Origin of the sequence: Janthinobacterium agaricidamnosum (assembly GCF_003667705.1) — a bacterium.
Taxonomy (GTDB): Bacteria; Pseudomonadota; Gammaproteobacteria; order Burkholderiales; family Burkholderiaceae_D; genus Janthinobacterium.
On record NZ_CP033019.1, the window covers coordinates 1,712,812 to 1,736,259 of the forward strand.

Annotated in this window: 24 protein-coding genes and 1 pseudogene; 14 read left to right on the forward strand and 11 right to left on the reverse strand. The window is 63.0% G+C overall.

What is annotated here, in order from left to right:
- Positions 1 to 27: 27 nt before the first annotated feature.
- Together htpG and D9M09_RS07815 are read left to right on the forward strand one after the other, a co-directional pair.
- Complete coding sequence (htpG, locus tag D9M09_RS07810) at positions 28 to 1,947, forward strand: molecular chaperone HtpG (RefSeq protein ID WP_121668990.1); 1,920 nt, start codon at positions 28 to 30, stop codon at positions 1,945 to 1,947.
- A gap of 217 nt (positions 1,948 to 2,164) precedes the next feature.
- Entirely contained in the window at positions 2,165 to 2,728 is a 564-nt protein-coding gene (locus tag D9M09_RS07815) for a TetR/AcrR family transcriptional regulator (RefSeq protein WP_121668991.1), read from the forward strand.
- Between the two features lie 15 nt (positions 2,729 to 2,743).
- On the opposite strand, the gene D9M09_RS07820 is transcribed toward D9M09_RS07815, so the two are convergent.
- Positions 2,744 to 3,160, reverse strand: coding sequence for a hypothetical protein (locus tag D9M09_RS07820; RefSeq protein ID WP_162995607.1), 417 nt, complete (start codon positions 3,158 to 3,160; stop codon positions 2,744 to 2,746).
- 80 nt (positions 3,161 to 3,240) lie between these two features.
- Between D9M09_RS07820 and D9M09_RS07825 the strand changes: the two genes are divergently transcribed.
- Entirely contained in the window at positions 3,241 to 3,870 is a 630-nt protein-coding gene (locus D9M09_RS07825; protein ID WP_121668993.1) for a TetR/AcrR family transcriptional regulator, read from the forward strand.
- On the opposite strand, the gene D9M09_RS07830 is transcribed toward D9M09_RS07825, so the two are convergent.
- From D9M09_RS07830 to D9M09_RS07840, 4 genes and pseudogenes are all read right to left on the reverse strand, one after another.
- Complete coding sequence (locus D9M09_RS07830; RefSeq protein ID WP_121668994.1) at positions 3,867 to 4,568, reverse strand: DsbA family oxidoreductase; 702 nt, start codon at positions 4,566 to 4,568, stop codon at positions 3,867 to 3,869. The two genes, D9M09_RS07825 and D9M09_RS07830, sit on opposite strands and share 4 nt — an antisense overlap.
- Before the next feature lie 61 nt (positions 4,569 to 4,629).
- Positions 4,630 to 4,962 (reverse strand): carboxymuconolactone decarboxylase family protein, encoded by a 333-nt coding sequence (locus D9M09_RS07835; RefSeq protein WP_121668995.1) that lies wholly within the window; start codon positions 4,960 to 4,962, stop codon positions 4,630 to 4,632.
- 63 nt (positions 4,963 to 5,025) lie between these two features.
- Positions 5,026 to 5,571, reverse strand: a complete 546-nt coding sequence (locus D9M09_RS29890; protein ID WP_268994174.1) for an OsmC family protein — start codon at positions 5,569 to 5,571, stop codon at positions 5,026 to 5,028.
- A 21-nt stretch (positions 5,572 to 5,592) separates the two neighbouring features.
- Positions 5,593 to 6,687 (reverse strand): annotated as a pseudogene (locus D9M09_RS07840) (alkene reductase); the annotation flags it as partial.
- A gap of 167 nt (positions 6,688 to 6,854) precedes the next feature.
- Between D9M09_RS07840 and D9M09_RS07845 the strand changes: the two are divergent.
- Positions 6,855 to 7,220: a hypothetical protein gene (locus tag D9M09_RS07845; RefSeq protein WP_162995608.1), complete on the forward strand. Its 366-nt coding sequence runs from the start codon at positions 6,855 to 6,857 to the stop codon at positions 7,218 to 7,220.
- Here D9M09_RS07845 and D9M09_RS07850 read toward each other — a convergent pair.
- Positions 7,197 to 7,928, reverse strand: coding sequence for an alpha/beta fold hydrolase (locus tag D9M09_RS07850; protein ID WP_121668998.1), 732 nt, complete (start codon positions 7,926 to 7,928; stop codon positions 7,197 to 7,199). The genes D9M09_RS07845 and D9M09_RS07850 overlap by 24 nt on opposite strands.
- A 143-nt stretch (positions 7,929 to 8,071) precedes the next feature.
- Between D9M09_RS07850 and D9M09_RS07855 the strand changes: the two genes are divergently transcribed.
- Positions 8,072 to 9,109, forward strand: coding sequence for a hypothetical protein (locus tag D9M09_RS07855; RefSeq protein WP_070219815.1), 1,038 nt, complete (start codon positions 8,072 to 8,074; stop codon positions 9,107 to 9,109).
- A 14-nt stretch (positions 9,110 to 9,123) separates the two neighbouring features.
- Here the strand turns inward: D9M09_RS07855 and D9M09_RS07860 are convergent, their stop codons facing one another.
- The 5 genes from D9M09_RS07860 to kynU form a co-directional block, all read right to left on the reverse strand.
- The gene (locus D9M09_RS07860; RefSeq protein WP_121668999.1) at positions 9,124 to 10,143 is read right to left on the reverse strand and encodes a hypothetical protein; all 1,020 of its coding nucleotides are present in this window, start codon (positions 10,141 to 10,143) and stop codon (positions 9,124 to 9,126) included.
- Between the two features lie 2 nt (positions 10,144 to 10,145).
- On the reverse strand, positions 10,146 to 12,251 hold the full coding sequence (locus D9M09_RS07865) for a toxin-antitoxin system YwqK family antitoxin (protein WP_121669000.1): 2,106 nt from the start codon (positions 12,249 to 12,251) through the stop codon (positions 10,146 to 10,148).
- Between the two features lie 69 nt (positions 12,252 to 12,320).
- A complete protein-coding gene (locus tag D9M09_RS07870; protein WP_070219811.1) occupies positions 12,321 to 12,866 on the reverse strand; it encodes an RBBP9/YdeN family alpha/beta hydrolase in 546 nt (181 codons plus the stop codon).
- A 14-nt stretch (positions 12,867 to 12,880) separates the two neighbouring features.
- Positions 12,881 to 13,753, reverse strand: a complete 873-nt coding sequence (gene kynA, locus D9M09_RS07875; protein WP_121669001.1) for a tryptophan 2,3-dioxygenase — start codon at positions 13,751 to 13,753, stop codon at positions 12,881 to 12,883.
- Positions 13,754 to 13,773: 20 nt separating this feature from the next.
- The gene (gene kynU / locus D9M09_RS07880) at positions 13,774 to 15,024 is read right to left on the reverse strand and encodes a kynureninase (RefSeq protein ID WP_121671005.1); all 1,251 of its coding nucleotides are present in this window, start codon (positions 15,022 to 15,024) and stop codon (positions 13,774 to 13,776) included.
- 606 nt (positions 15,025 to 15,630) lie between these two features.
- Between kynU and flhD the strand changes: the two genes are divergently transcribed.
- From flhD to D9M09_RS07925, 9 genes are all read left to right on the forward strand, one after another.
- A complete protein-coding gene (gene flhD, locus D9M09_RS07885) occupies positions 15,631 to 15,948 on the forward strand; it encodes a flagellar transcriptional regulator FlhD (RefSeq protein WP_010396649.1) in 318 nt (105 codons plus the stop codon).
- Positions 15,949 to 16,056: 108 nt separating this feature from the next.
- Positions 16,057 to 16,617 (forward strand): flagellar transcriptional regulator FlhC, encoded by a 561-nt coding sequence (gene flhC / locus D9M09_RS07890; RefSeq protein ID WP_070219809.1) that lies wholly within the window; start codon positions 16,057 to 16,059, stop codon positions 16,615 to 16,617.
- Between the two features lie 105 nt (positions 16,618 to 16,722).
- Entirely contained in the window at positions 16,723 to 17,484 is a 762-nt protein-coding gene (locus D9M09_RS07895; RefSeq protein ID WP_070312345.1) for an SAM-dependent methyltransferase, read from the forward strand.
- A 218-nt stretch (positions 17,485 to 17,702) separates the two neighbouring features.
- Positions 17,703 to 18,563, forward strand: a complete 861-nt coding sequence (gene motA, locus D9M09_RS07900; RefSeq protein WP_070219712.1) for a flagellar motor stator protein MotA — start codon at positions 17,703 to 17,705, stop codon at positions 18,561 to 18,563.
- Between the two features lie 58 nt (positions 18,564 to 18,621).
- Positions 18,622 to 19,599, forward strand: coding sequence for a flagellar motor protein MotB (gene motB, locus D9M09_RS07905; protein WP_046684787.1), 978 nt, complete (start codon positions 18,622 to 18,624; stop codon positions 19,597 to 19,599).
- A 46-nt stretch (positions 19,600 to 19,645) separates the two neighbouring features.
- Positions 19,646 to 20,194 (forward strand): chemotaxis protein, encoded by a 549-nt coding sequence (locus tag D9M09_RS07910; protein ID WP_121669002.1) that lies wholly within the window; start codon positions 19,646 to 19,648, stop codon positions 20,192 to 20,194.
- An 83-nt stretch (positions 20,195 to 20,277) separates the two neighbouring features.
- Positions 20,278 to 20,643: a response regulator gene (locus tag D9M09_RS07915; protein WP_034758362.1), complete on the forward strand. Its 366-nt coding sequence runs from the start codon at positions 20,278 to 20,280 to the stop codon at positions 20,641 to 20,643.
- Positions 20,644 to 20,686: 43 nt separating this feature from the next.
- Positions 20,687 to 22,888 carry a chemotaxis protein CheA gene (gene cheA, locus D9M09_RS07920; protein ID WP_070312346.1) on the forward strand — a complete coding sequence of 734 codons (2,202 nt, stop codon included), beginning with the start codon at positions 20,687 to 20,689 and terminating at the stop codon, positions 22,886 to 22,888.
- Between the two features lie 30 nt (positions 22,889 to 22,918).
- Positions 22,919 to 23,425, forward strand: coding sequence for a chemotaxis protein CheW (locus tag D9M09_RS07925; protein WP_034758356.1), 507 nt, complete (start codon positions 22,919 to 22,921; stop codon positions 23,423 to 23,425).
- The last annotated feature ends 23 nt before the right edge of the window (positions 23,426 to 23,448 follow it).

Sequence of the window (23,448 nt, forward strand, 5' to 3'; positions counted from 1 at the left end):
TCCCATCCACAAGACTATGAGGTAAAAATGGCTGTCTCCGAAAAGCAAACCCTGGGTTTTCAGACCGAAGTGAAGCAAATGCTGCACCTGATGATCCATTCCCTGTACTCGAACAAGGAAATCTTCCTGCGCGAATTGATCTCGAACGCGTCCGACGCGGCCGACAAATTGCGCTTCGAAGCGATCGATAACGACGCCCTGTACGGCAACGATCACGAATTGAAGATCAAGGTCAGCTTCGACAAGGATGCGCGCACCATCACCATTTCCGACAACGGCATCGGCATGACCCGCGACGAGGCGATCTCGCACCTGGGCACCATCGCCAAGTCGGGCACCAAGGAATTCTTCGGCAAGCTGTCGGGCGACCAGCAGCAGGACGCGGCCCTGATCGGCCAGTTCGGCGTGGGCTTCTATTCCGGCTTCATCGTCGCCGACAAGATCACCGTCGAAACGCACCGCGCCGGCGTGGACGCTTCCGAAGGCGTGCGCTGGGAGTCGGCGGGCGAAGGCGATTACAGCATCGAGTCGATCGACAAGCCGTCGCGCGGCACGGACATCATCCTGCACCTGCGCGAAGGCGAGGATGAATTGCTGTCGAGCTGGAAGATCAAGTCCATCATCCGCAAATACTCGGACCATATCTCGCTGCCGATCGTGATGCAGAAGGAAGAGTGGGACGACGAGAAAAAAGAAACCGTCCTGAAAGACGAATTTGAAACCGTCAACCAGGCCAGCGCCCTGTGGGCCCGCAACAAGGCCGACATTACGCCGGAACAGTACGACGAATTCTACAAGCACGTGTCGCACGACTTCCAGTCGCCGCTGACGCACACGCATAACCGCGTGGAAGGTCGCAGCGAATACACGCAGCTGCTGTACATCCCGGCCAAGGCGCCGTTCGACATGTGGGACCGCAACAAGCGCGGCGGCATCAAGCTGTACGTCAAGCGCGTCTTCATCATGGACGATGCCGAGCAGCTGATGCCGACCTACCTGCGCTTCGTGCGCGGGGTGATCGACTCGGCCGACCTGCCGCTGAACGTGTCGCGCGAAATCCTGCAGGAATCGCGCGACGTCAAGGTGATCCGCGAAGGCTCGACCAAACGCGTGCTGGGCATGCTGGAAGAACTGGCGAACGCGGACGAGCAAGAGAAGAAGGACAAGTACGCCATCTTCTGGAAGGAATTCGGCCAGGTGCTGAAAGAGGGCATCGGCGAGGACGCGGCCAACAAGGAGCGCCTGGCCAAGCTGCTGCGCTTTGCCTCGACGGCCAACGACAGCGACGAGCAAATCACTTCGTTCGCCGACTACGTGGCACGCATGAAGGAAGGCCAGGACAAGATCTATTACGTCACGGCCGACAACTACGCCGCCGCCAAGAACAGCCCGCACCTGGAAATCTTCCGTAAGAAGGGCGTCGAAGTGCTGCTGCTGACGGACCGCGTCGATGAATGGATGCTGTCCTTCCTGCAGGATTTCGAAGGCAAGGAACTGGTCTCCGTGGCCAAGGGCGGCCTGGACCTGGGCGCGCTGGAAGACGAGGCGGAAAAGAAAGAGCACGAAGAAACGGAAACTTCATACGCCGACCTGGTGGGCAAGATGAAGACCGTGCTGGCCGACAAGGCCAAGGACGTGCGCGTGACGTTCCGTCTGACCGATTCGCCAGCCTGCCTGGTGGCCGATGAAAATGAATTGTCGGGCAACCTGCTGCGCATGCTGAAGGCGGCTGGCCAGAGCGCGCCGGAATCGAAGCCGATTTTGGAAATCAACCCGAACCACCCGCTGGTGACGCGTCTGAAATACGAAGACGCGGAAGGCGGCAAGTTCGGCGACTGGGCCAATATCCTGTTCGACCAGGCCATGCTGGCCGAAGGCGGTTCGCTGGCCGACCCGGCCAGTTTCGTCAAGCGCCTGAACGAATTGCTGCTCAATACGGCGAAGTAATCGCCACCGCATGCCTAAAACGTAGGTCGGATTAGCGCAGCGTAATCCGACACGGCGGCGGTGACCGATGTACTGAAGCCGGCCCTTTCCTCGTGGAAGGGCCGGCTTTTTTCATGCGCATGCCTCAAGCCCTGGCCGCGGCGACTTCAGGCATAATTGCCCCTTGTTGAATTTAATTCGTCAATGGCCGGCATGGCCGTTGATGCAGGAGCCTGTCATGTCAGTGAGTACCCGCGACGCCCTTTTGAAAAGCGCAGAAATCCACCTGCGTTCGAAAGGCTACGCCGCTTTCAGTTATGCCGATTTGTCCGAAGAAATCGGCATACGCAAGGCCAGTATTCACCATCATTTCCCCACCAAGGAAAACCTCGGCGTGGCCTTGATCACGCAATATATCGACGTGTTTACGGAAAAGCTGCAGGCGATCGATGCCGCGCATGCCGATCCGGTCGAACGCCTGCGCGAGTTCGGCGGGCTGTTCCTGGCCAGCGCCAACGACCATTTGCTGCCGCTGTGCGGCGCGCTCGCGGCCGAAATGGCGGCGCTGCCCGAATCGCTGCAGGCCTTGGGCCGGCAACTGATGGCGCAGCAGCTGGACTGGATGGAAAGCAATCTCGTGCAGGCGGCGCAGCTGCACGGCTGGACTTTGCGGAAGCCGCCGCGTGACTATGCCTTCATGCTGCTCAGCGCATTGGAGGGCGCCAGTTTTATCGGCTGGGCCCTGGGGCCTTCGACCGATCCGCTGGCCGCTTTCCATTACATGCTCGACAATCTGGCGTAGCGCGGGCCAGCCCGCTCAGGCAAACAGGGCGGGTTTGGCGACCATGAGCGCGCAGATGGTCAAAAATACGGCCAGCTTGAGGCACAGCCAGATCCGCAGTCTGGCGCCCGCCTGCACGTATCCCTGTTCCACCTTCTCTTCCACCTTGTCCGCCCAGAAATGGTCGATGGCTTGCGCGCCGATAAAAAGCGTGAGGGACAGCCGCATCCAGCCCATGTGCAGCCAGGCCCACTGTTGCTGGTACAGCAGGACCAGCCCGCCGGCAAGCACTATCCAGCCTGCGACGGCGATCTGTTGATGGAGTTTATGTAATGTATCGCGGCCGGCGGCATCGCGCATCAGGTTCAGCAGGCGCGGCGTCAGCATCATCGGACCGATGAAGGCGATGGCGGCGACGACGTGCAGTATCATCAGGAATGTATAGGTGTTCATGGCGTTCTCGTATCGGCAAAGACGGTTGTTTGCGGAACGTTTAGAATAAGTTTTACTACCCACTTTCGCTACTCGCATTCATGGCAAAAACTGCAGCGCATGCGGAGCCCCGCAAGCGGCCGTCCCAGGCCAGATCGGCCGCCACCGTCGCGGCGATGGTGGAGGCGGCTGCTCGCATTATTGAGGTGCGGGGCTGGGCCGCGTTGACGACGAATCATGTTGCCGAGCTGTCCGGCGTCAGCATCGGCTCCCTGTACCAGTACTTCCCGTCGAAAGAGCCGCTGCTGGCCGAACTGGTACGCCGCGAACGCGCGATGCTGCTGCGCGACGTGGGTCTAGCCATGGCGCTGGAGGGGGAACTGCCGCTCGCGATAGAACAGGGTGTGATGGCCGGTCTGGCGCACCAGTTCAGGCGCCCCGCGCTTGCCCTCGCGCTGGAATCGGCTCCATCGTCGCCATCCTTGCAGCATGAGGACGAGGCCTTGCGGCAGGCGCTTGCCGGCCAGCTCGCGGGGCTGCTGGCGCGTCATGGCGTCGCCGATGCTGATATGGCCGCCGCCGACGTGATTGCGCTATGCCGCGGCATCATCGACGCCGCGGCGCTGCGGGGAGAAACCGATATGGCGTCGCTTGCCCGGCGCCTGGGGCGCGCGGTCCATGGCTACCTGGACACGGCGGGACCTGCCAGGGAAGCTGCCGCCAGCGCTTAAGGGAGGATGCAGCCGTCCAGGCCACACATCTCCCCGGCCGATGCGGCCAGGTTCTCCCGGGATTGCGCATGGAGGTTCTCCAGCGCCTGCAGGAATACTTCTGGCGGCTGCGCGCCGGAAATGTGCGCTCCATTGCCAAAGACGAACAGCGGCACGCCGGAAGCGATGCGCGATGCGCTGCGCTCATCGTCCTGCACCTGCTGGCGCAATTGCGGTGTCGACCACGCGCGCTGCACCGCCTCGGCAGGCACGCCCGCCTGCGCCGCGAGCAGGGCGAGGGAATCGTGGTCGAACAGCGATTTTCCGTGCGAAATACTCTGCTCATACAGCACTTCGACCAGGCGCTGTTGCAAAGCCTCGTCGCTGACGGCCTTGACGAGCATGTGCGCGTCCATGGTGTCGCCAAACAGCATGGTGTCGAAGCGGTAGTCCAGGCCTTCGGCCGCTCCATGCGACTGCACCGAATACAGCATGCCCTCGGCGGCCATCGGATCGCGAAATTTTTTCAGCAAGGCTGCCTTGATCGGTTCGGCCTGATGGTTCGGTGCGATGCGGTAGGCGCGCAGCCTGACCTGCACGGCGTCCCTGTGTTCGAAAGCGGCAAGGGCCTTCTCGAATCGGCGCTTGGCGATCCAGCACCAGGGGCAGACGAAATCGGACCAGATGTCGACGACCAGCGCTTGTGTGTTGTTTTTCATGGTTGCTCCTTGAGTGGCCGGCTCGGCGTGCACGCATGCCAGGCCGGCTGATGCGGCGGTATCAAGCCTTGTCGAACGCGTCCAGCACGTGGGTGCTGTAGACAACGGCGGCGCCCGCATTGAGGTTGATCGCCACGCCGAGCGCCTCGGCAATTTCTTCCACGGTCACGCCCAGCTTCTTGGCGGCGGCAGCGTGGAAGGCGATGCAGCCGTCGCAGCGCGTGGTGACGGCCACTGCCAGCGAGATCAGTTCCCGCGTTTTCGCGTCGAGATGGTTGGTCTTGTCGCCGGCGCCGCCCAGTGCGGCGATGCCTTTCATGGTGTCGGGCGTCAGTGCGTTCAATTGCATCGCACGCGTGTTGATGTCTTGCCGAGCTTGTTTCCAGTCTTCCATGATTTCCTCGCTATGTAGGCGCTTGCGCGCGGGTTGGTGGCTAGATGATTCCCGGGATGGGTATCAGGCCTCGATTACTTCCAGGGTGGGCCGCATGCGGATGGCCTTCGAGAAATTGGCCAGGTTGACCGACGTTTTGGTGACGGCCTGGTGCAGCGCCTCGACGCGCTCGCGCGAGGCATCCGTGCGCAGCCGCACCACGTAGCTGACTTCGTCGTAGCCGGGATTGACGCTCTCGTCCAGGCCGAGGAAGCCACGCAGGTCCAGCTTGCCGTCCGTTTCGATTTCCAGGCTGTGCACGGTGATGCCCATGGCCGCCGCATTGGCTGCGTAACCGACTGACAGGCAGGCGTTGAGGGCGGCCATCAGCAGCTCTTGCGGATTGGGCGCCGTGTTTTGGCCCAGCAATTCATGCGGTTCGTCCGAGGCGATCTCGAAATGGCGCGCATGCTTTTCACCGCCCAGCACATAGTGGCTGACGGTGGCCACGCTGCGCGTCTGGTGTTGCCAGCGGGTCTTGACGTTGAAACGCACCTCGCCCTTGTCGGGATGCCCTGCCACGCCCTGGGCGAATTGCTGCAATGCTGCCACGTTGATGCCATTGAGCATATTGCTGGCAGGCGCCGCGCCATACGCGGGATAGTCGGTATAACCGTGGGACGGGGCGCCGCTGGCGCCGTAATAGGTCGAGCGGTCGCTGTCGGCCAGAGGCCAGTTGTTTTGCATGCGCTCCACCAGATCCGGGTTGGAGATGAATGGCATGCCGAAGGCGATCAGATCGAGGTCGCCTTTTTCCAGTTCGCTGCGCGCCAGTTCCTGCGTGAAGCCGCCCGCGCCGATCAGGGTGCCGTGATAGTCCTGGCGGAATTGCGCACCAAAGCCGGCTGGCACTTCCGCCGCCGTGATGGTCGGCTGGTAGTTCAGGTGCACATAGGCCAGCTTCCTCGTATCGAGTGCCTGCGCAACGCTGCTCCACACCTGCGCTTCATCGGCATAGGCGCGCATGTCGTACAGGCGGCCGAATGGTGAGATGCGTACGCCGACCTTGCCGCTGCCGATGGCGGCCGACAGCGCGTCTATGGTCTCGAGCAAAAAGCGCTGGCGGTTGGCGATGCCGCCGCCGTACTGGTCGGTGCGCGTATTGACGGCGCTGCTGAGGAACTGGTCGAACAGGAAGCCGTTGGCGGCCATGATCTCGATCCCGTCAAAGCCAGCGTCGATAGCGACTTTTGCCGCATGCACGAAGTCGGCGGTGACGCGGGCGATCTCGTCGACGCTCAGCGCGCGCGGCACGCTGGGCAGCACCGGTCCGGCCTTGCCCGGTTCGATCCAGGCGTAGACGGTGGTGTTTTCCGCCGCCACGTCGCTGGGGCCGACGGGCGCCGCGTTGCCCGGCTGGATAGATACATGTGACATGCGGCCCACGTGCCACAGCTGGGCGAAGATCTTGCCGCCCTTGGCATGCACGGCATCGGTGACCTGGCGCCAGCCCTGGCCCTGCGTGCTGCTGTAGATGCCGGGCGTGTACAAATAGCCGCGGCCTTCATCGGAGACGGGCAAGCCTTCGGTGACGATCAGGCCGGCCGAGGCACGCTGGGCGTAATACAGCGCGGTGAGCGCATCGGGATTGTTTTCGAGCGTGCGCGTGCGCGTCATCGGCGCCATGACGACGCGGTTGGCCAGGGAAATGCCGGACAGGTCATAAGGGGTGAACAGTTGATGCATGTGATGCCTCGCAAATGGTCGAATGCGCCGTGGCGCGGAAGGATTGCCGGGTGAAATACCGGGTGTGAAATAAGTCTACCATCTAGTAGGTAGGCAAGTCAACCGGTCGCATTGCCGGCAAAAATCGCTATGATGCGGCTTTGCACGGGACGATACGGATGATTGCCATGAAAAACCGCCTGATGGCGGGCCTGGGCGCGCACGCGCTGGGCTGCCTGCTGTTTATTGTGTTGAGCTGGCTGGGGTTTTATTTGTACACGCAGCTGTTCGGCAGCCTCGGCTCGCGCGGCGTGGCCGGCGGCCTGGCCCTGCTGCTCGTGTTTTATGTGTATGCGGGCACGAATCTGCTGCTGGCGCTGCTGCCGCCCGGCAGGTGGAAGCCTGCGCTGTGCGGCTTGCTGGGCGCGGCCGTGCTCGCGTATCTGCTGCCGCAGCATCCGCTGCGGGCCATCTACTTCAGCGTGCTGGCGGGCGGCTTGAGCTGGCTGGCCGTGCTGGCCAGCGCGCGTTTAAGCAGATATTTGCGCGGCTGACAGGCCCGCAATGAAAGCGGCGACGGCGCCGGCGGCCGCTTCCGGCGCCGCCTGCAACAGCATGTGCGGCGCGGCGATGTCGACCAGCTGCGCGCCCGCTGCCTGCCGCAGTATCTGCACGGCGTTCGCCGGCGGCACCAGGCGGTCGTGGCGGGCGCGCAGATACAGCACGGGCAGGCTGCCGCGCGCGAAGCTGCGCGAGGCGTCGGTTTCCAGCACGGCGCGCAGGCGCTGGCGCAGTACGCTGGGCGGCACTTGCGCCAGCGCCGCTGCCAGTTCATTCTGCAGCTGCGGCGTGGAGTGGGGCGCCAGCAGCGCCTGGCGCAGGGCGAAGCCGGGCAGGGTGCCAAAGGGCACCAGGCCGAGCAGATGGCGCAGCGGCGCGAGCATCGGGCGCGGATTGCGCACGAACGAACAGCACAGGATCAGGGCTTGCATGCCGGGCGGCGGATCGGCGCGCAAAGCTGACCCCAGCGGTCCCGAAAACGATTCTGCCAGCACGATGAAAGGGCGGTCCTGCGGCAAGCGCTCGCGCACGAATGCTTCCAGCGCCGCGTAATCGAGCGGCGCGGCCGGGTAGGCGATGGCCTGGGTGTCGATGGCGCTCTGCGCGCGCAAGGCGGCGTCAAAACGGTGGAAGAGCCGGGCCGTGCCATCCATGCCGGGCAGGAGGACAAGCAGTGTCGAGGCGTGGGTTGGTGTCGTCATTGCTGCCATCATAACAGCCGCACCGGCGCACCTGCCGTCCGCCTGCCGCACGGCATGGGCACTGGCATCATGCTAGAATCGCCGGCGCGCCATGCGTGGCCAGTGGCCACTGGTAGCGGCAAAATCCCCCGACAGACAGAATCATGCATATCATCTTTTCGAATTACCGCACCCTGGGCGGCGCCTTGCTGGCGGCGGCCTGCCTCCTTTCCCAGCCTGCCCGCGCCACGGCGGCGCCCTTGGCACCGGCGGGGAAAAGCCTGTCGTCCCTGCTGGCCGGCGGTCCCTTGCCGCGCCTGAGCGAAGACCCGCAAGTGCGCGCGGCCCTGTTCGATTTCTTCGGTTACGCGCGCGGCAGCTACACGGAAAACGATGAACTGCTGCTGGCACAGGCGCTCGAAGCGATCAGCGAAAAGCGCGACGCCACGCGCGCCGTGCTGGCCGATGGCCGCCAGTTGCTGGCGTCGATGAATGACCGCAAGCAGGGCCGCGAACGGGGCGCCATGCTGCTCGACAAACGCGGCGTCATCATCGCCTTTGGCCTGGTGAACGGGCATTGCCGCCTCGAGGGCCAGCCGCTGGCGAAAGTCTGCAATCCCGATCCGAATGCCGTGCTGACGGTGTTCCACCGCAAGGGCATGCTGGTTGGCGACGCTGCACCCCTGCTGGCCTGGGCCCGGCAATTGCCGCCCATGCTGGCGCTGATCGCGGGCGACAAGGAAGCGGGCGCCGATGGGCAGAAGATCGCCAGCGTCGAATACGTGCTGGCGCAGCCGGCCCTGCCGGGCTGGAACCGCGCCCAGCTGCCGCCCGCGTATCCGCCGGCGCTGCTGCCGCTGCTGCTCGATAAATCCACGGTGCTGACGTCGGCCGGCGCCGGCGTGTTTGCCTATCCGCTCACGCTCAAGGGCAAGAAGCAGAACAATGTGCTGGACCATGCGGAAGGCCGCCCGCCGCGCGACCTGGAAGTGGCGCTGCGCAGCTATGCCAGTTTCGACACGGTGGTCGAGCGCTACCGCCAGCTGGCCAAGGGCGCCAGGCTGCAGCGCAACGAGCGCACGGCCTACCTCGATGGCGACATGGGGCAGGGCAGCTACCGCGTCTACATCCGCAATACGGGCGCGGACGGCGTGATGATCGACGTGGCACTGTGGCAGCGCAGGCTGGCGGCCAGCCGCTGATTTCAGCGCCGCTTTTAGGGTGCTGAGGTGTAGCCTAGCTCCGCCAACCGCGCGGCGATGGCGTCGTCGCGTGTTTTCCTGCCGGTGCGCAGGCGCGCATGCGTCAGGGACGCGGGCAAGCCATGCGCCAGCAATGCGTCGATGTCGAGCATGGTCCCGGATGCCGACAACTGGCGCAGGGCGGGCAAGGCGGCGAGGCCGGGCAGGCTGTCGAGCGTCTTGCAGGTGTGCAGGTTCAGGCGTTCGAGCAAGGGATTGGGCCCCAGCGCGATCTGCCGCAGCTTGATCTGGTCTTCCACCCATAGCGCCTGCAGCAGCGGGAAACGGCTGATATCGCCCAGCGTTTCCAGACCGCGCACGCGTATCACTTCCAGTTTCCTCAACAGCGGCGCCTCGATGTGTGCGAGCGATTCGCGGCCGCCCAGTTGCAGCAGCAGCCTGTCCAGGCGGCTCATCTCCGAGATGAAATCCAGCGGCACGGTGTTCTTGATGCGGTACAGCGACAGGTCATGCAGCGCCGGCAGGCTGGCCAGGGTCTCGATATGCTGGCTGTGGCCTTCGATGACGAGGCTGGCCAGGTGCACATACTGGCGCAGGGGCGCCAGGTCGATATTGTTCCTGGCAGATTCGCCCAGGTTCAGGTATTCGAGGGCGCGCAAATTGTCCAGCTGCAGGATGTCGGCTTGCCCTAGTTCGTACACGCCCAGGCTCAGGCGCTTCAGGTGGCGCAGCTCGCCCAGGGTTTCCAGATACAGGGCGTTGCGGTGGCAGTCGATGGACAGGCTGGCCACATGCGGCAGCGCGCGCAGGATGCGGGTATCGAACACCCTCGGGTCGTAGCCGTAGATGCGGATGGTCAGCGCCGTGCCGCAAGTGGCGGCCAGGGCGTCGAGGTCGGCCAGCAGCGGCGTTGGCTCGGCCAGGGTATTGAACTGCACCAGCACCTCTTGGCCGCCCGCGATGGCGGCGCGGATCGCCCCGGCATCGATGCGCTGGGGATTCTGGATGCGCTGCGGCTGTCTTGCTTGCGTCATCGTCACAGTCCTATCGGGTAGTCGACTTTCCTGGGAGGAGGGCAGCCTTCCGGCCCCGGGAACGTCTGCTTGCCCGTGTCGTCGTAGCGCTTGCCGCAATCGACGAGCACGCGCTTGCGGAAGGTGTAGATGCTGGCCACCTTGCCGTTCGGGTGGTAGCAGATATTGTCGCCATCGCGGTCGGCCGAAGCGTAGCTGATCATGGTCTGGCCATTCACCGTGCGCGTGCTGTGACCGCTGCGCGGTTCCGTGCATTTGAGCTGGCCGCTTTCATAGTATGCGTTGACGACGGAGGTGTCGGCAGCGCGGTCGACCAGCAGTTCATCCTTGCGCTTGCCGTTCGGGTAGTTCGAATAGCCTTCCTGGCGCTGGCCGTACTGGAAGGCATAGTAGTACTGCGGCTTGCCGTCCGGGTAGTACATGTGGTGGTACTCGCACACGTCGTCGCGCGTGCTGCCGTACTCCTTGAAGGTGCAGCGGTGGATGTCGTTGAGCAGCTGGCCGTCTTCATAGTATTCGCGCAGGTGCGTGAGCAGCCTGCCCTGGTCGATGACGGCCAGGCGTTCCGGCTTGCCGTTCGGGTAGTAGCGCGCATCGAGGCCCTGCTTCTTGCCGTTGTCCCACAAGGTGTCGAGGCGCAGGATCTTGCCGCTGTCGTCGAACGCCTGTTCGCGCCCGTCCAGCTGGCCGTTGCGGTAGGTGGCCGTGTAGACCACGTATTCCTTGCCGGCCGGACCCAGGTAGCGCGTGCGGCTGCCATCGAGCACGCCGGCCTGGTAATGGTCGCGCACGCGCAGCGCGCCTTGCGCATCCATGTCGATGGCCTCGCCCTGTTTTTTGCCTTTCACGAAAGTGACGCTTTGCGTGACACCGTCCTTGAGCTTGAGCTTCCATGGCCCGTCGCGCAAGCCGTCGATAAAGCTGCCGTCGCCGTCTTCCGTGATCCACGCGCCGTGGCGCGCACCGTTGACGTAGTTGCCGCGCGTGCGCACTTTGCCGCCCATGCGGCGTTCGTGCGGGCCGTTCAGCTGGCCGTCCGCGTAGGTATCGAAGCCCGTCACTTCCTCTTCATCGGCATAGTTGACGACCGTCCAGCGGCCTTCGCGCTTGCCGGCCCGGTACATGCCGCTCTCGCTCTGTTTGGGATAATTGAAGTACCACATGCCTTCCTGCAGCCCGTTGACGAAATGGCCTTTTTCGCTGCCTTCGTGCATGCCTTCGCGCACCCACAGTCCCTGGCGCTTGCCCTTCGCGTACTGGCCCCGCTCGACCACCGAGCCGTCGTCCCAGGCCAGGCTGTAGATGACGGACGGACCGTCTTCGCTGCCCGTGAACTGCTGCGGCGCCGTCTCCCACGTCACTTGCCAGAGGCGGTAATTGGGCAGGATGCCGGCGCCCGCGTCGCTGTACAGCGTGTAGCTGGCGGTGAGAAAACGCTCGCCTTTTTTCAGGAAGGTTTTCTTGTAGGTGATGGCATCGTTGCCGCCGGGCGCCACGGGCTTGCCGTCATCGCTGTAGTAGCCGACGATCGTGCCTTGCGTATGGTCGATGGCGTCAAAGTCCGCATTGCCGCTCTTGCCGCGCGCGACGCTGTAGTCCATCGGCGCCAGCTTGGCCAGCGCGGCCTTGACCTGGCCCGCGTTGGGAGCGGCGCTTTGCGCCACGATGCGGTTCAGGGCCGGCTGCAAGCCGTCGAGGCGCCGGTACTTGCCGGAGCTGCGGTGGTAGCGGTAGGCGCGCAGGCCGTTCTTGCCGTCCTGGCGGAACAGCACCAGCATGGTTTGCACGCTGGTATCCGATTCCTTGTCCAGCGATGCATAAAAGACGGAGCGGATGACGGCGTTGCCGAACTGGTCGAGCAGGAAGGTTTTCGAAGCGCTGTTCGTGCACTCGCAGTAATAGCCGTTGACGCCCTCTTTTTCCTTGAGAAAAGCGATGTCGAGGCCGCTGTCCTGCGATGCCGTGATGGCGGGATGGGCGAGGGTCTTGCCTTCGTAGAAGGGCGCGCCGTGGGCGAGGGCGGAGCAAAGCAGCAAGGGCAGGAGGACTGGCAAGAGCGGACGTTTCATCGTGAGGCTGGCGCCGGGGCGCCGCAATGGAAAGGCCACGATTCTGCCTGCGTTCTTACTTGTGGGCAAATGCGGGCGCGTCTATCGTGCGCGCGTGCGTGCCCCGGTTCAGGGCTGGTGCGCGGCGCAGAAGTCCAGCAGCAGCTGTTCGCCGTCCGGCCAGGGGCCGTAGCCGGCGTCGCCATTGATATGGCCGGCGTCGCCGATCATGGTGAAGTCGCTGCCCCAGGCGGCGGCAAACGCGCGCGCCCGCGCGAAGCTGACGTAGGGATCATCGCCGCTGGCCACTACCAGGCTGGGAAACGGCAAGGCTTGCAGCGGCATGGGAGAGAACCCCGTGGTGCCGGACGGGTAGGACGGCGCTTCCACATCGCTGGGGGCGACGAGGAAGGCGCCGGCGATCCTGTGCGGCGAGCCGCTGGCCGCCCAATGGGCCACCAGCGTGCAGGCCAGGCTGTGCGCGGCCAGCACGGGCGCCCGCTCGCAGGCGGCGATGGCGCGGTCGAGCTCCGCCACCCATTCGTCCTTGTCCGGCGTCTGCCATTCCCGGTGCGGCACGCGCGACCATTGCGGGTGGCGCGCTTCCCAATGGGTTTGCCAATGCTGCGGCCCGGAATTCCACAGGCCGGCCAGGGTCAGGACGAGAGGCGACATCGAGGCTCCTTAAGTTATAACTCAGTGCGCAGGGCGAATAGTTCCGGGAACAATACCACGTCGAGCATCTTGCGCAAATAGCTCACGCCCGCCGTGCCGCCCGTGCCCGTCTTGAAGCCGATGATGCGCTCGACCGTCGTCACGTGGCGGAAGCGCCAGAAGCGGAAGGCCGTTTCCAGGTCGACCAGCTTTTCGGCCAGTTCGTACAGGGCCCAGTGTTTCGACGGGTCGCGGTAGACTTCCAGCCAGGCCGCCTTGACCGAGGCGTCGGAGGCGGTGGGCAGGGTCCAGTCGGCGTCCAGGCGCTCGGGAGCGATATGCAAGCCACTGCGCGCCAGCAGCTTGATGGCTTCGTCGTAGACGGACGGCGTGCGCAGGGCGGCGTCGAGCACCGTGTAGGTATCGGGCGCCGTCGTGTGCACGTTGAGCAGGGCGGCGTTCTTGTTCCCCAAAATGAATTCGATTTCGCGGTACTGGAAGGACTGGAAGCCGGACGAGGCGCCCAGGTAGGGCCGGATGGCCGTGTATTCGGGCGGCGTCATGGTGGCCAGCACGTCCCAGGCATGGACCAGCTGGTCCATGATGCGCGCCACGCGGGCCAGCATTTTAAACGCGGGCGCCAGGTCGCCGCTTTGCAGGTTGGCGCGCACAGCGTGCATTTCGTGCAGCATCAGCTTCATCCACAATTCGCTGGTCTGGTGCTGCACGATGAACAGCATTTCGTTGTGGTTCGGCGACAGCGGATGCTGGGCCGTCAGGATGCGGTCCAGCGCCAGATAGTTACCGTAGCTCATCGATTCGCTGAAATCCATCTGCGCGCCATGCCACTGCGCATCCTGACCGCCGGCATGCATGGGGCAGCCGCTGGTGTTTTCTTCTTTGCTCATGGTGTTCTCTTGGTCCGGGGTCAGGTGACGGCATCGCGCTTGGCGGCGATGTCGTAGGATTGGGTGTCGAGGATGTCGCGCAGGATTTCCACCGCATCCCACACGTCGGCAAAGCTCGTGTACAGGGGCGTGAAGCCGAAGCGCATGATGGCCGGCTCGCGGTAGTCACCGATTACGCCGCGCGCGATCAGCGCCTGCATCACGGCATAGCCGTGCGGGTGCGTGAAGCTGACCTGGCTGCCGCGCCGTGCATGCTCGCGCGGCGTGACGAGGCCCAGCGGATGGCTGGCGCAGCGCTGTTCCACCAGCGCGATGAACACATCCGTCAGGGCCAGCGACTTGCGGCGGATGGCTTCCATGCTCGTTTGCGCAAAGATATCGAGGCCGCATTCGACCAGTGCCAGCGAGACAATCGGCTGCGTGCCGCACAGGGCGCGCGCGATGCCGTCGGCCGGCGCAAAGCCCGGGTCCATGGCAAACGGCGTGGCGTGCCCCCACCAGCCGGACAGCGGCTGGCGGAAGCGCGCCTGGTGTTTTGCCGGCACCCAGATGAAGGCGGGCGAGCCGGGGCCACCGTTCAGGTATTTATAGGTGCAGCCGACGGCCAGGTCGGCGCCGGCGCCGTTCAGGTCCAGCGGCACGGCGCCGGCCGAATGGGCCAGGTCCCACAGCGCCAGCGCGCCTTGCGCGTGGCAATGGCTGCTGATGGCGGCCATGTCGTGCTGGTAGCCGGTGCGGTAATTGACGTGCGTGAGCATGGCGACGGCGCAATCGGCGTCGATGGCTTGCCCCAGTTCGTCCGGGCTGTCGACCAGGCGCAGCTGGTAGCCGCGGTCGAGCCAGGCGGCCAGGCCTTGCGCCATGTACAGGTCGGTGGGGAAGTTGCTGCGTTCGCTGACGATGACGCGCCGCGCGGCCTGCGCGGGATCGCTGGCCTGCATCTGCAGGGCGGCGGCCAGGGCCTTGAACAGGTTGACGGAGGTGGTGTCGGTGATCACCACTTCGCCAGTCTGCGCGCCGAGCAGCGGGGCCAGGCGGTCGCCCAGGCGCTTGGGCAGGTCGAACCAGCCGGCCGTATTCCAGCTGCGGATCAGGTCCGTGCCCCATTCGGCCGTGATGACGTGCTGGGCGCGGGCCAGCGCCGCTTTCGGCCGCGCGCCCAGGGAATTGCCGTCGAGGTAAATCACGCCTTGCGGCAAGTCGAATTGCTGGCGCAGGGGCGCCAGGGGATCGTCGAGGTCGCGCGCGCTGCAGTCATGTCGAGAAATCATGGTGGCTTTCATGTTGATACTTGTCTCAATGGCGCAATATTGTTTGAAGCTTAAAGTATTGTGCGGGAGCAGGCAGTGTAGCAAATCCGCGCCGGAAAGCGGAATTTCCACCCTGGCTGCAGCGTGAAAAGAGCCTGCCTGCGGGGCGTCAACGAAAAAAATCACGATTTTTAAAAATATTTCCAAATCACCCTAAAGTTTCGCCAGACGCCGCCGTCAACGATTACATGAGCGGTGTCAAACCGGCCAAAAAAGAATGCGGGTCTTTGAAATATTTTTCGAAAAAGCCCTAAAGTTCCTGCCAAGGCGGCCGTTATCTAGGTAGACAGGCTTGATTCCGATCAAGTTGTTGTAAAAAAGTGATATTTTTTACAGGCCCAAAGTCGGGTAAACCCGTTGCAGAGCCAACCTCCCACATCCGCGCCGTTGCTGGCGTGCGACCATGATCGAGCAGTGTTTGTCAGACAAACACCTACGATCCCATCCGCTATTGCCCGACCAAAAATACAGCGCTACGCCTCTGTTGCATTTAATGTTGCTCCTGCAGAATGTATCTCACTGGCAACACACAACGCCAGCTGAATTCAACGGATTGAGGAGATGGAAATGACTGCTAACGACATGATGGCTGAGATTCGCGACGCTAACCTGAGCTACCTGATGCTGGCCCAGCAAATGATTCGTGCGGACAAGGTAACGGCCATCTTCCGTTTGGGCATCGCCGCCGACATCGCCGAACTGATCGAAGGCATGAGCAATGCGCAGATCCTCAAGCTCGCTGGCGGCAACATGATGCTGGCCCGCTTCCGCTTTGACGACAGCGCCATCTTGGGCATGCTGACGAACTACAATAAAGACCGCTCGCTGGCCCAGTCGCACGCTGCCATCCTCATGGCCGGCCAAGGCGTCGAAGAAATCGCTTAAGGTTGCCATCAAACGTCCATGGCGGCGTTGCATTGCCCTGAACATTTTGCCGGCAGCCTTTCAGTCAGTATCAGTTAGTCAGTATCAGTCAGTCGCGGAGTACACAGCATGGCCAAGAAAAGTGTCGTATCGGAAGCGCAGGAAATCCAGCTGGCCATCGAATTGATACAGCTGGGCGCACGCCTGCAACTGCTGGAGACGGAAGTCTCGCTGTCGCGCGAGCGCCTGCTGAATCTGTACAAGGAATTGAAGGGCGTCTCGCCGCCCAAGGGCATGCTGCCGTTTTCCACCGACTGGTTCCTCACCTGGCAACCGAATATCCATTCCTCGCTGTTCATCAACATCCATAAATTCCTCGTCGACCACGCGGGCGCCACGGGCATCGAAGCCGTGATGAAGGCGTATAAGCTGTATCTGGAACAGATGCCGCCCGAAGCGGGCGAAGAGCCCCTGCTGTCGCTGACGCGGGCCTGGACCCTGGTGCGCTTTTTCAGCAGCAAGATGCTGGACATGGCGCCCTGCGGCAAGTGCGGCGGCAAGTTTGTCGTCAACTGCCTCGACCTGAACGCCGATTATGTGTGCGGCCTGTGCCACATGCCTTCGCGCGCCGGCAAGACCAAGAAGGCGCGCGATGAAGCGGCCGCTGTTGCGCCGGGCGCGGTTGTCTGAGCCCTGCATAAGACAGTAAATAAGCCGGAGCCGGTCGCCTGACCGCACTCCGGCTTTTTCATGTCGTCATCGCTTACACTGGCGTTTTCCTTCTCTGACTACCCCATGCTGCAACAAATCCTGCGCGCGCCCGCGCTCAAGGCCATCCTGATCCAGGTGCTGGCCTTTCCCTTGATGTTGCTATTGGTATATGGCCTGGCGCGCGCGGGCGCGGCCATGTCGCTGCCGGCCGTGGCGCTGGTGCAGGGCGTGCTGGCGGCGCTTATTACCTGGCGCGCGGGCCTGGCCCGCTGGTGGTGCGCCATCGGCCTGCTGTTTGCGCCCGCCTTGCTGGGCGCCAGCCTGCTCGACTGGCCTCCGGCCGTGTTCCTGGCGGCCTTTGTTTTCCTGTTGAGCCTGTACTGGTCCACGTTCCGCACGCAAGTGCCGTTTTATCCGTCGGGGCCGAAGGTGTGGCAGGCGGTGGCCGAGCTGATCGCGGACCGTCCCGGCGTGCGCCTGGTCGATATCGGCAGCGGCCTGGGCGGTCTGGTGCTGGACCTGGCGCGGCGCCGGCCCGACGGGCAGTTTTCCGGCATCGAGCTGGCGCCGCTGCCCTGGCTGGCCAGCCGCTTGCGCGCGCGGCTGGCGGGCAGCCGCGCGCGCTTCCTGCGCGGCGATTACGAAGCGCTCGACTTCGGCCGCTACGATGCCGTGTTTGCCTACCTGTCGCCGGCGGCGATGGCGGCCCTGTGGAATAAGGCGGAAAAGGAAATGTTGCCCGGTAGCATGCTTCTTAGTTACGAATTCCGGATTGCGGCACGCGAGCCCGATAAGACCATCGCCGCCACAGAGGGTGGTCCTTTGCTTTACATATGGTGCTTTTAAGCAATTGTCTGCGTTATTTGCTTGCCCGTGGGGCAATCTCACGTTATTGTAGTTCCACACGGCATTTTCTCGGATTTGCATTGAAAAGCAGCACATTTCAATTAACTTCCGGTTGCTTTTTTGCCGCAGTCTTTACCGGCGGCGCAGCCGCCAAAAGACAGGAACAGGTTTGAACATGCCGCGCATACAGCCGCGGCCATTATTGGGAGTCAGGGCACTTGTTAGTCATAATCGGATACATCATCGTCTGCGCCTCGGTCTTTGGCGGCTTCGCAATGGCCGGCGGCCATCTGGCGGCGCTGTTCCAGCCGCTGGAGTTGCTGATGATCGGCGGCGCCGCCCTGGGCGCCTTCCTTGTTGGTAACAATAACAAGGCCATCAAGGCAACGATCGCCGCCTTGCCCAGCCTGTTCAAGGGATCGCGCTATACCAAAGACCTGTACATGGAACTGATGTCGCTGTTGTTTGAAGTGCTCAGCAAGGTGCGCAAGGAAGGCTTGATGTCGATCGAAGGCGATATCGACAAGCCGGAAGAGAGCCCGCTGTTTTCCAAGTATCCGGCGGTGCTGGCCGACCACCACATCGTCGAATTCATGACCGATTACCTGCGCCTGATGGTATCGGGCAATATGGATGCGTTCCAGATTGAAAACCTGATGGACAACGAAATCGAGACGCACCATCACGAAGGCGCCGTGCCGGCCCATGTGATCGCCAAGGTGGGCGACGGCTTGCCCGCGTTCGGTATCGTCGCCGCCGTGATGGGCGTGGTGCACACGATGGAGTCGGTGGGTATACCGCCGGCCGAGCTGGGCATGCTGATCGCGCACGCGCTGGTCGGCACCTTCCTCGGCATCTTGCTGGCCTATGGTTTCGTCGGTCCGCTGGCCAGCCTGCTGGAGCAGAAGCTGGAAGAGTCGAGCAAGATGTTCCAGTGCGTGAAAGTGACGCTGCTGGCCAGCCTGAACGGCTATGCGCCAGCGCTGGCCGTGGAGTTCGGCCGCAAGGTGCTGTTCTCGACCGAGCGCCCGACGTTCAATGAGCTGGAAGACCACATCAAGAAATCGAAAACGAAGTAAGCAGTGAATATACGCCTGGACACCATGAGTCATTTGCAGCACACGGAAGGGGGACGCCATGGCCGATGAAGGCATGCGCCCGATTATCGTCAAACGTATCAAGAAGACGGCTGGCGGACACCATGGCGGGGCGTGGAAAATCGCCTACGCCGACTTTGTCACGGCCATGATGGCCTTCTTCCTGCTGATGTGGCTGCTCGGCTCCACCTCGAAGGGCGACTTGAACGGCATTTCCGAATTCTTCAAGACGCCGTTGAAAGTGGCCATGGCGGGCGGCTCCGGCAGCGGCGAAAGCAATTCCGTGATCCAGGGCGGCGGCCAGGACCTGTCGCGCCAGGATGGGCAGGTGCGCAAGGCGCAGGAAGAGCAGCAGCGCAAATCGTTCGACCTCAATTCCGCCAAGGCCGCGCTCGAGCGCGAGGAAGGCAAGCGCCTGCAGGCGCTCAAGGCGCGCATCGAAGCGACCATCGACGCCAATCCCCTGCTGAAAAAATACAAGAACCAGCTGCTGCTCGATATTACCAGCGAAGGCTTGCGCATCCAGATCGTCGACGAGCAGAACCGTCCGATGTTTGCGCTCGCCAATGCGAACCTGCAACCGTACACCAAGGAAATCCTGCACGCCATCGGCTCCGTGCTCAATGAAGTGCCGAACCGCATCGGCCTGTCCGGCCATACGGATTCGACGCCCTATATGAGCGATGCAGGCTACAGCAACTGGGAATTGTCGGCCGACCGCGCGAATGCGTCGCGGCGCGAACTGGTGATCGGCGGCATGAAGGAAGAAAAAGTCTTGCGCGTGGTGGGACTGGGCTCGGCCGCCCACCTGGACAAGCTCGATCCCTTCAATCCGATCAACCGGCGCATCAGCATCATCGTCATGAACAAGCGCACGGAAGAAAATGTCTTGCGCGATGGTTCGGCGATCGAGCTGCCGGTGACCGATGCCGCTTCCGCCGCTGTCGCTTCAGGGCTGGCTGCCGGTGCGCCGCCCGCGGCGGCGCCAGTCCCGGCCCCGGCAGCGGCGAAAAAATAACACGCAAGGCTGTCGACGCGTGGTGTATTGAAACAATGAGACCTTTATGACAAGAAAGAAAATACTTGGCTCGCATGTAAAACGCCTGCTGTCTGGCGTGTCGGACCATGGCCGCAAGCACTTGACGGAGGTGGAAACCGACCTGGTGCAGACCGGCATCTTGCTGGAAGAGGCGATCGAGAAGCTGTCCTTCAATTTCATGGCGATACACGCAGCCGTCGCTGCGCAGCAAGACACTATCGCGCTGCTGCTCGACGGCGGTGTTCCGGCCGAGCAGCAGCGCGAAAAACTGCTGGCGTTGCAGGATGAGGTGGGGGGCTATGTGAATGCCGCCATCACCAGCATGCAGTTTCAGGACATGACCAGCCAGCTGATCGAGCGCACCCTGAAGCGCGTGACGGGCTTGCGCGAGTTCCTCGGGACCCTGGGCGAGCATGGCGCGGAGATGTTGCCGGAGAGCGACAATGAAGAAATTGTCGCCTTGCTGGGTCGGGTCAGCATGGCGCTGGCGATTCAAAGCCTGGAGTTGCGCAGCGTGCTGCGCAAGGCTGTCAGTCAACAGCATTTGGAAAGCGGCGACATCGAGCTGTTCTAGCATGCCAGTGCGGAGCGCTTGTGGTCGCATGGATTGATTAATCAAATACTCGGGCAGGATGCCCGGAATAAGTGGGAGCAAAGATGGCCAAAACGATACTTGCAGTGGACGATTCCAGCTCATTGCGCCAGATGGTGGCGTTCAGCCTGAAAGCCGCCGGTTACCAGGTGGTGGAGGCCGTGGACGGCCAGGACGGACTGGAAAAAGCCAAGCTGCAAACCGTAGACCTGGTATTGACGGACCAGAACATGCCGCGCATGGATGGCCTGGAACTGATCAAGCTGCTGCGTGAATTGCCGACCTACCAGAAGGTGCCCATCCTGATGCTGACGACGGAGTCGTCGGACGAGATGAAATCGAAAGGCCGTGCCGCCGGCGCCAATGGCTGGCTGGTCAAGCCGTTCGATCCGCAACGCCTGATCGAAGTGGTCAAGAAGGTGATCGGCTGATGCCAGCCGCGCAGCGCAATGATGCAATTGACGGAGTCACCCTATGACCATCGATATTAGCCAGTTTTTTCAGGTCTTTTTCGATGAGGCCGAAGAACTGCTGGCTGAAAAAGAACGGCTGCTGCTGGCCGTTGATATTGCGGCGCCCGACGCCGAAGATCTGAATGCCATTTTCCGCACCGCCCACTCGATCAAGGGCGGCGCATCGACGTTCGGCCTCTCCGACATGAGCGAGGTGACGCACATCCTCGAGTCGCTGCTCGACCGCATCCGCCAGGGCCAGATGGCCCTGACGGCGGAACACGTCGACGCCTTTTTGGCGGCCAAGGACATCCTCAAGATGCAGCTCGACGGCCATCGCCTGGGCAGCGCCGTCGACCAGGATGCCGTGGCCAACGTGCGCATGATGCTGCAGTCGTTCTCGCAGGACGTGCCCGTGGCCGCGCTCACGCCCGTCGCGCCGGCCTTCCACACGGCGGAAAAGGCCGCCGTCAGCCATGCCGGCGGCCACCGCATCCGCCTGGAACTGCCGGCCATGGAGCCGCGCGAAGTCGATGCGCTGGCGGCCGAACTGGGCTTGCTGGGCGACGTCGCCGTATCGAGCCTGCCCGACGCGCGCAAGGTGCTGGAAGTGACGACGCATGAAAGCCTGGACGATATCCTGGCCATCTGCTCGTTCGTGCTCAATCCCGACGACATGGTGATCACGCAGGCGCCGCCACTGGCGCCAGGCGAGGCCGAAGCGGCCCGCGCGGCGCAGGAAAAGGCCCAAGGCTACGGTTTCTTCGACCCGCTGCCAGGCACTCCTGGCGCGCCGGGCGCGGCCGATCCCGGTTACGGCTTCTTCCAGCCGATCGAGGATATCCGCGCCGCCGCCGGCGTGCAGAGCGACGCCGAACAGGGTTACGGATTCTTCCAGCCCCTCGAACAGATTCGCGCAGACGCGGCCAAGGCGGGCAACGCCAGCGCTGCCGCCGCGCCGGCCGCGGCGAGCGCCGTGGCCGAAGCGGAGCAGGAAAAGAAACCGGCCAAGAAAGAGGGCGACAAGGCCGGCGCCGAATCGTCGTCGATCCGCGTCTCGATCGAAAAAGTCGACCAGCTGATCAACCTGGTGGGCGAACTGGTGATCACGCAGGCGATGATCGAGCAGCGCGCCAGCGCGCTCGATCCGATGCTGCATGAAAAACTGCTCGACAGCGTCAGCCACCTGACGCGCAACACGCGCGACTTGCAGGAAGCGGTGATGTCGATCCGCATGATGCCGATGGATTTCGTCTTCTCGCGCTTCCCGCGCATGGTGCGCGACCTGGCGACGAAACTGGGCAAGAAGGTCGACTTCATCACGAATGGCGCCGCCACGGAACTGGACAAGGGCCTCATCGAGCGCATCGTCGATCCGCTCACGCACCTGGTGCGCAACAGTATCGACCATGGCGTGGAAATGCCGGCCGCCCGCGTGGCCGCCGGCAAGACCGAGGCGGGACGTCTGTTCCTCTCGGCCAGCCACCAGGGCGGCAACATCATCATCGAGGTATCCGATGACGGCGCGGGATTGAACCGCGAGCGCATCCTGGCCAAGGCTGCGCAGCAGGGCCTGGACGTGTCCGAGTCGATGAGCGACGCCGACGTGTGGCAGCTGATTTTCGCACCCGGCTTTTCCACCGCCGAAGCGGTCACCGACGTGTCGGGCCGCGGCGTGGGCATGGATGTCGTCAAGCGCAATATCAGCGCCATGGGCGGCGTCGTCGACATCCGTTCGGCCAAGGGTTTCGGCACGACGATTTCCATTTCGCTGCCGCTGACCCTGGCCATCCTGGACGGCATGTCGATCCGCGTTGGCGACGAGGTGTATATTTTACCGCTGGGCTTTGTCATCGAATCGCTGCAGCCAGCCGTTGAGGACATCAAGGACATCAGCGGCAAGGGGCAGGTGGTGAAAGTGCGCGGCGAATATCTGCCCTTGATTCCGCTGTACCAGATGTTCGACATCGCGCCGCGCTTTACCAGTCCCTCGGAAGGCATCTGCGTGATCCTCGAGACGGAAGGACGCAAGGCGGCCCTGTTTGTCGACGACCTGGTGGGGCAGCAGCAGGTCGTGGTGAAAAACCTCGAATCGAATTACCGCAAGGTGGTGGGCATTTCCGGCGCCACCATCCTGGGTGATGGCGGCGTGTCGCTGATTCTCGATGTCGCCGCCCTCATCCGTTCCTCTCGCCAGCTGGCCGACGAGTCCATTTTTTCGTAATACCGATAGATAAAGATAGGAAAACGCACCATGTCAGATACTCAACAAACATCCGGAAGCAATGCGGGCGACGGCAAGGACATCGCCGGCCGTGAATTCCTGGCCTTCACCCTGGGCTCCGAAGAGTACGGCATCGATATCCTGAAGGTCCAGGAGATTCGTGGTTACGAAGCGGTCACCCGCATCGCCAACGCGCCTGAATTCATCAAGGGCGTGATCAACCTGCGCGGCATCATCATCCCGGTGGTCGACATGCGCATCAAGTTCAACCTGGGCACGCCCGTGTACGACCAGTTCACGGTGGTGATCATCCTGAACATCGGCGGCCGTATCGTCGGCATGGTGGTCGACAGCGTTTCCGACGTCACCACCCTGACGCCGGAGCAGGTCAAGCCGGCGCCGGAAATGGGCACAGCCTTCTCGACCGACTACATGATCGGCCTGGGCACCATCGACGAGCGCATGCTGATCCTGGTCGACATCGACAAGCTGATGTCGAGCAGCGAGATGGGCCTGATCGACAAGCTGGCGGCTTAAGCGGCAGTTTTACCACGCAAAGA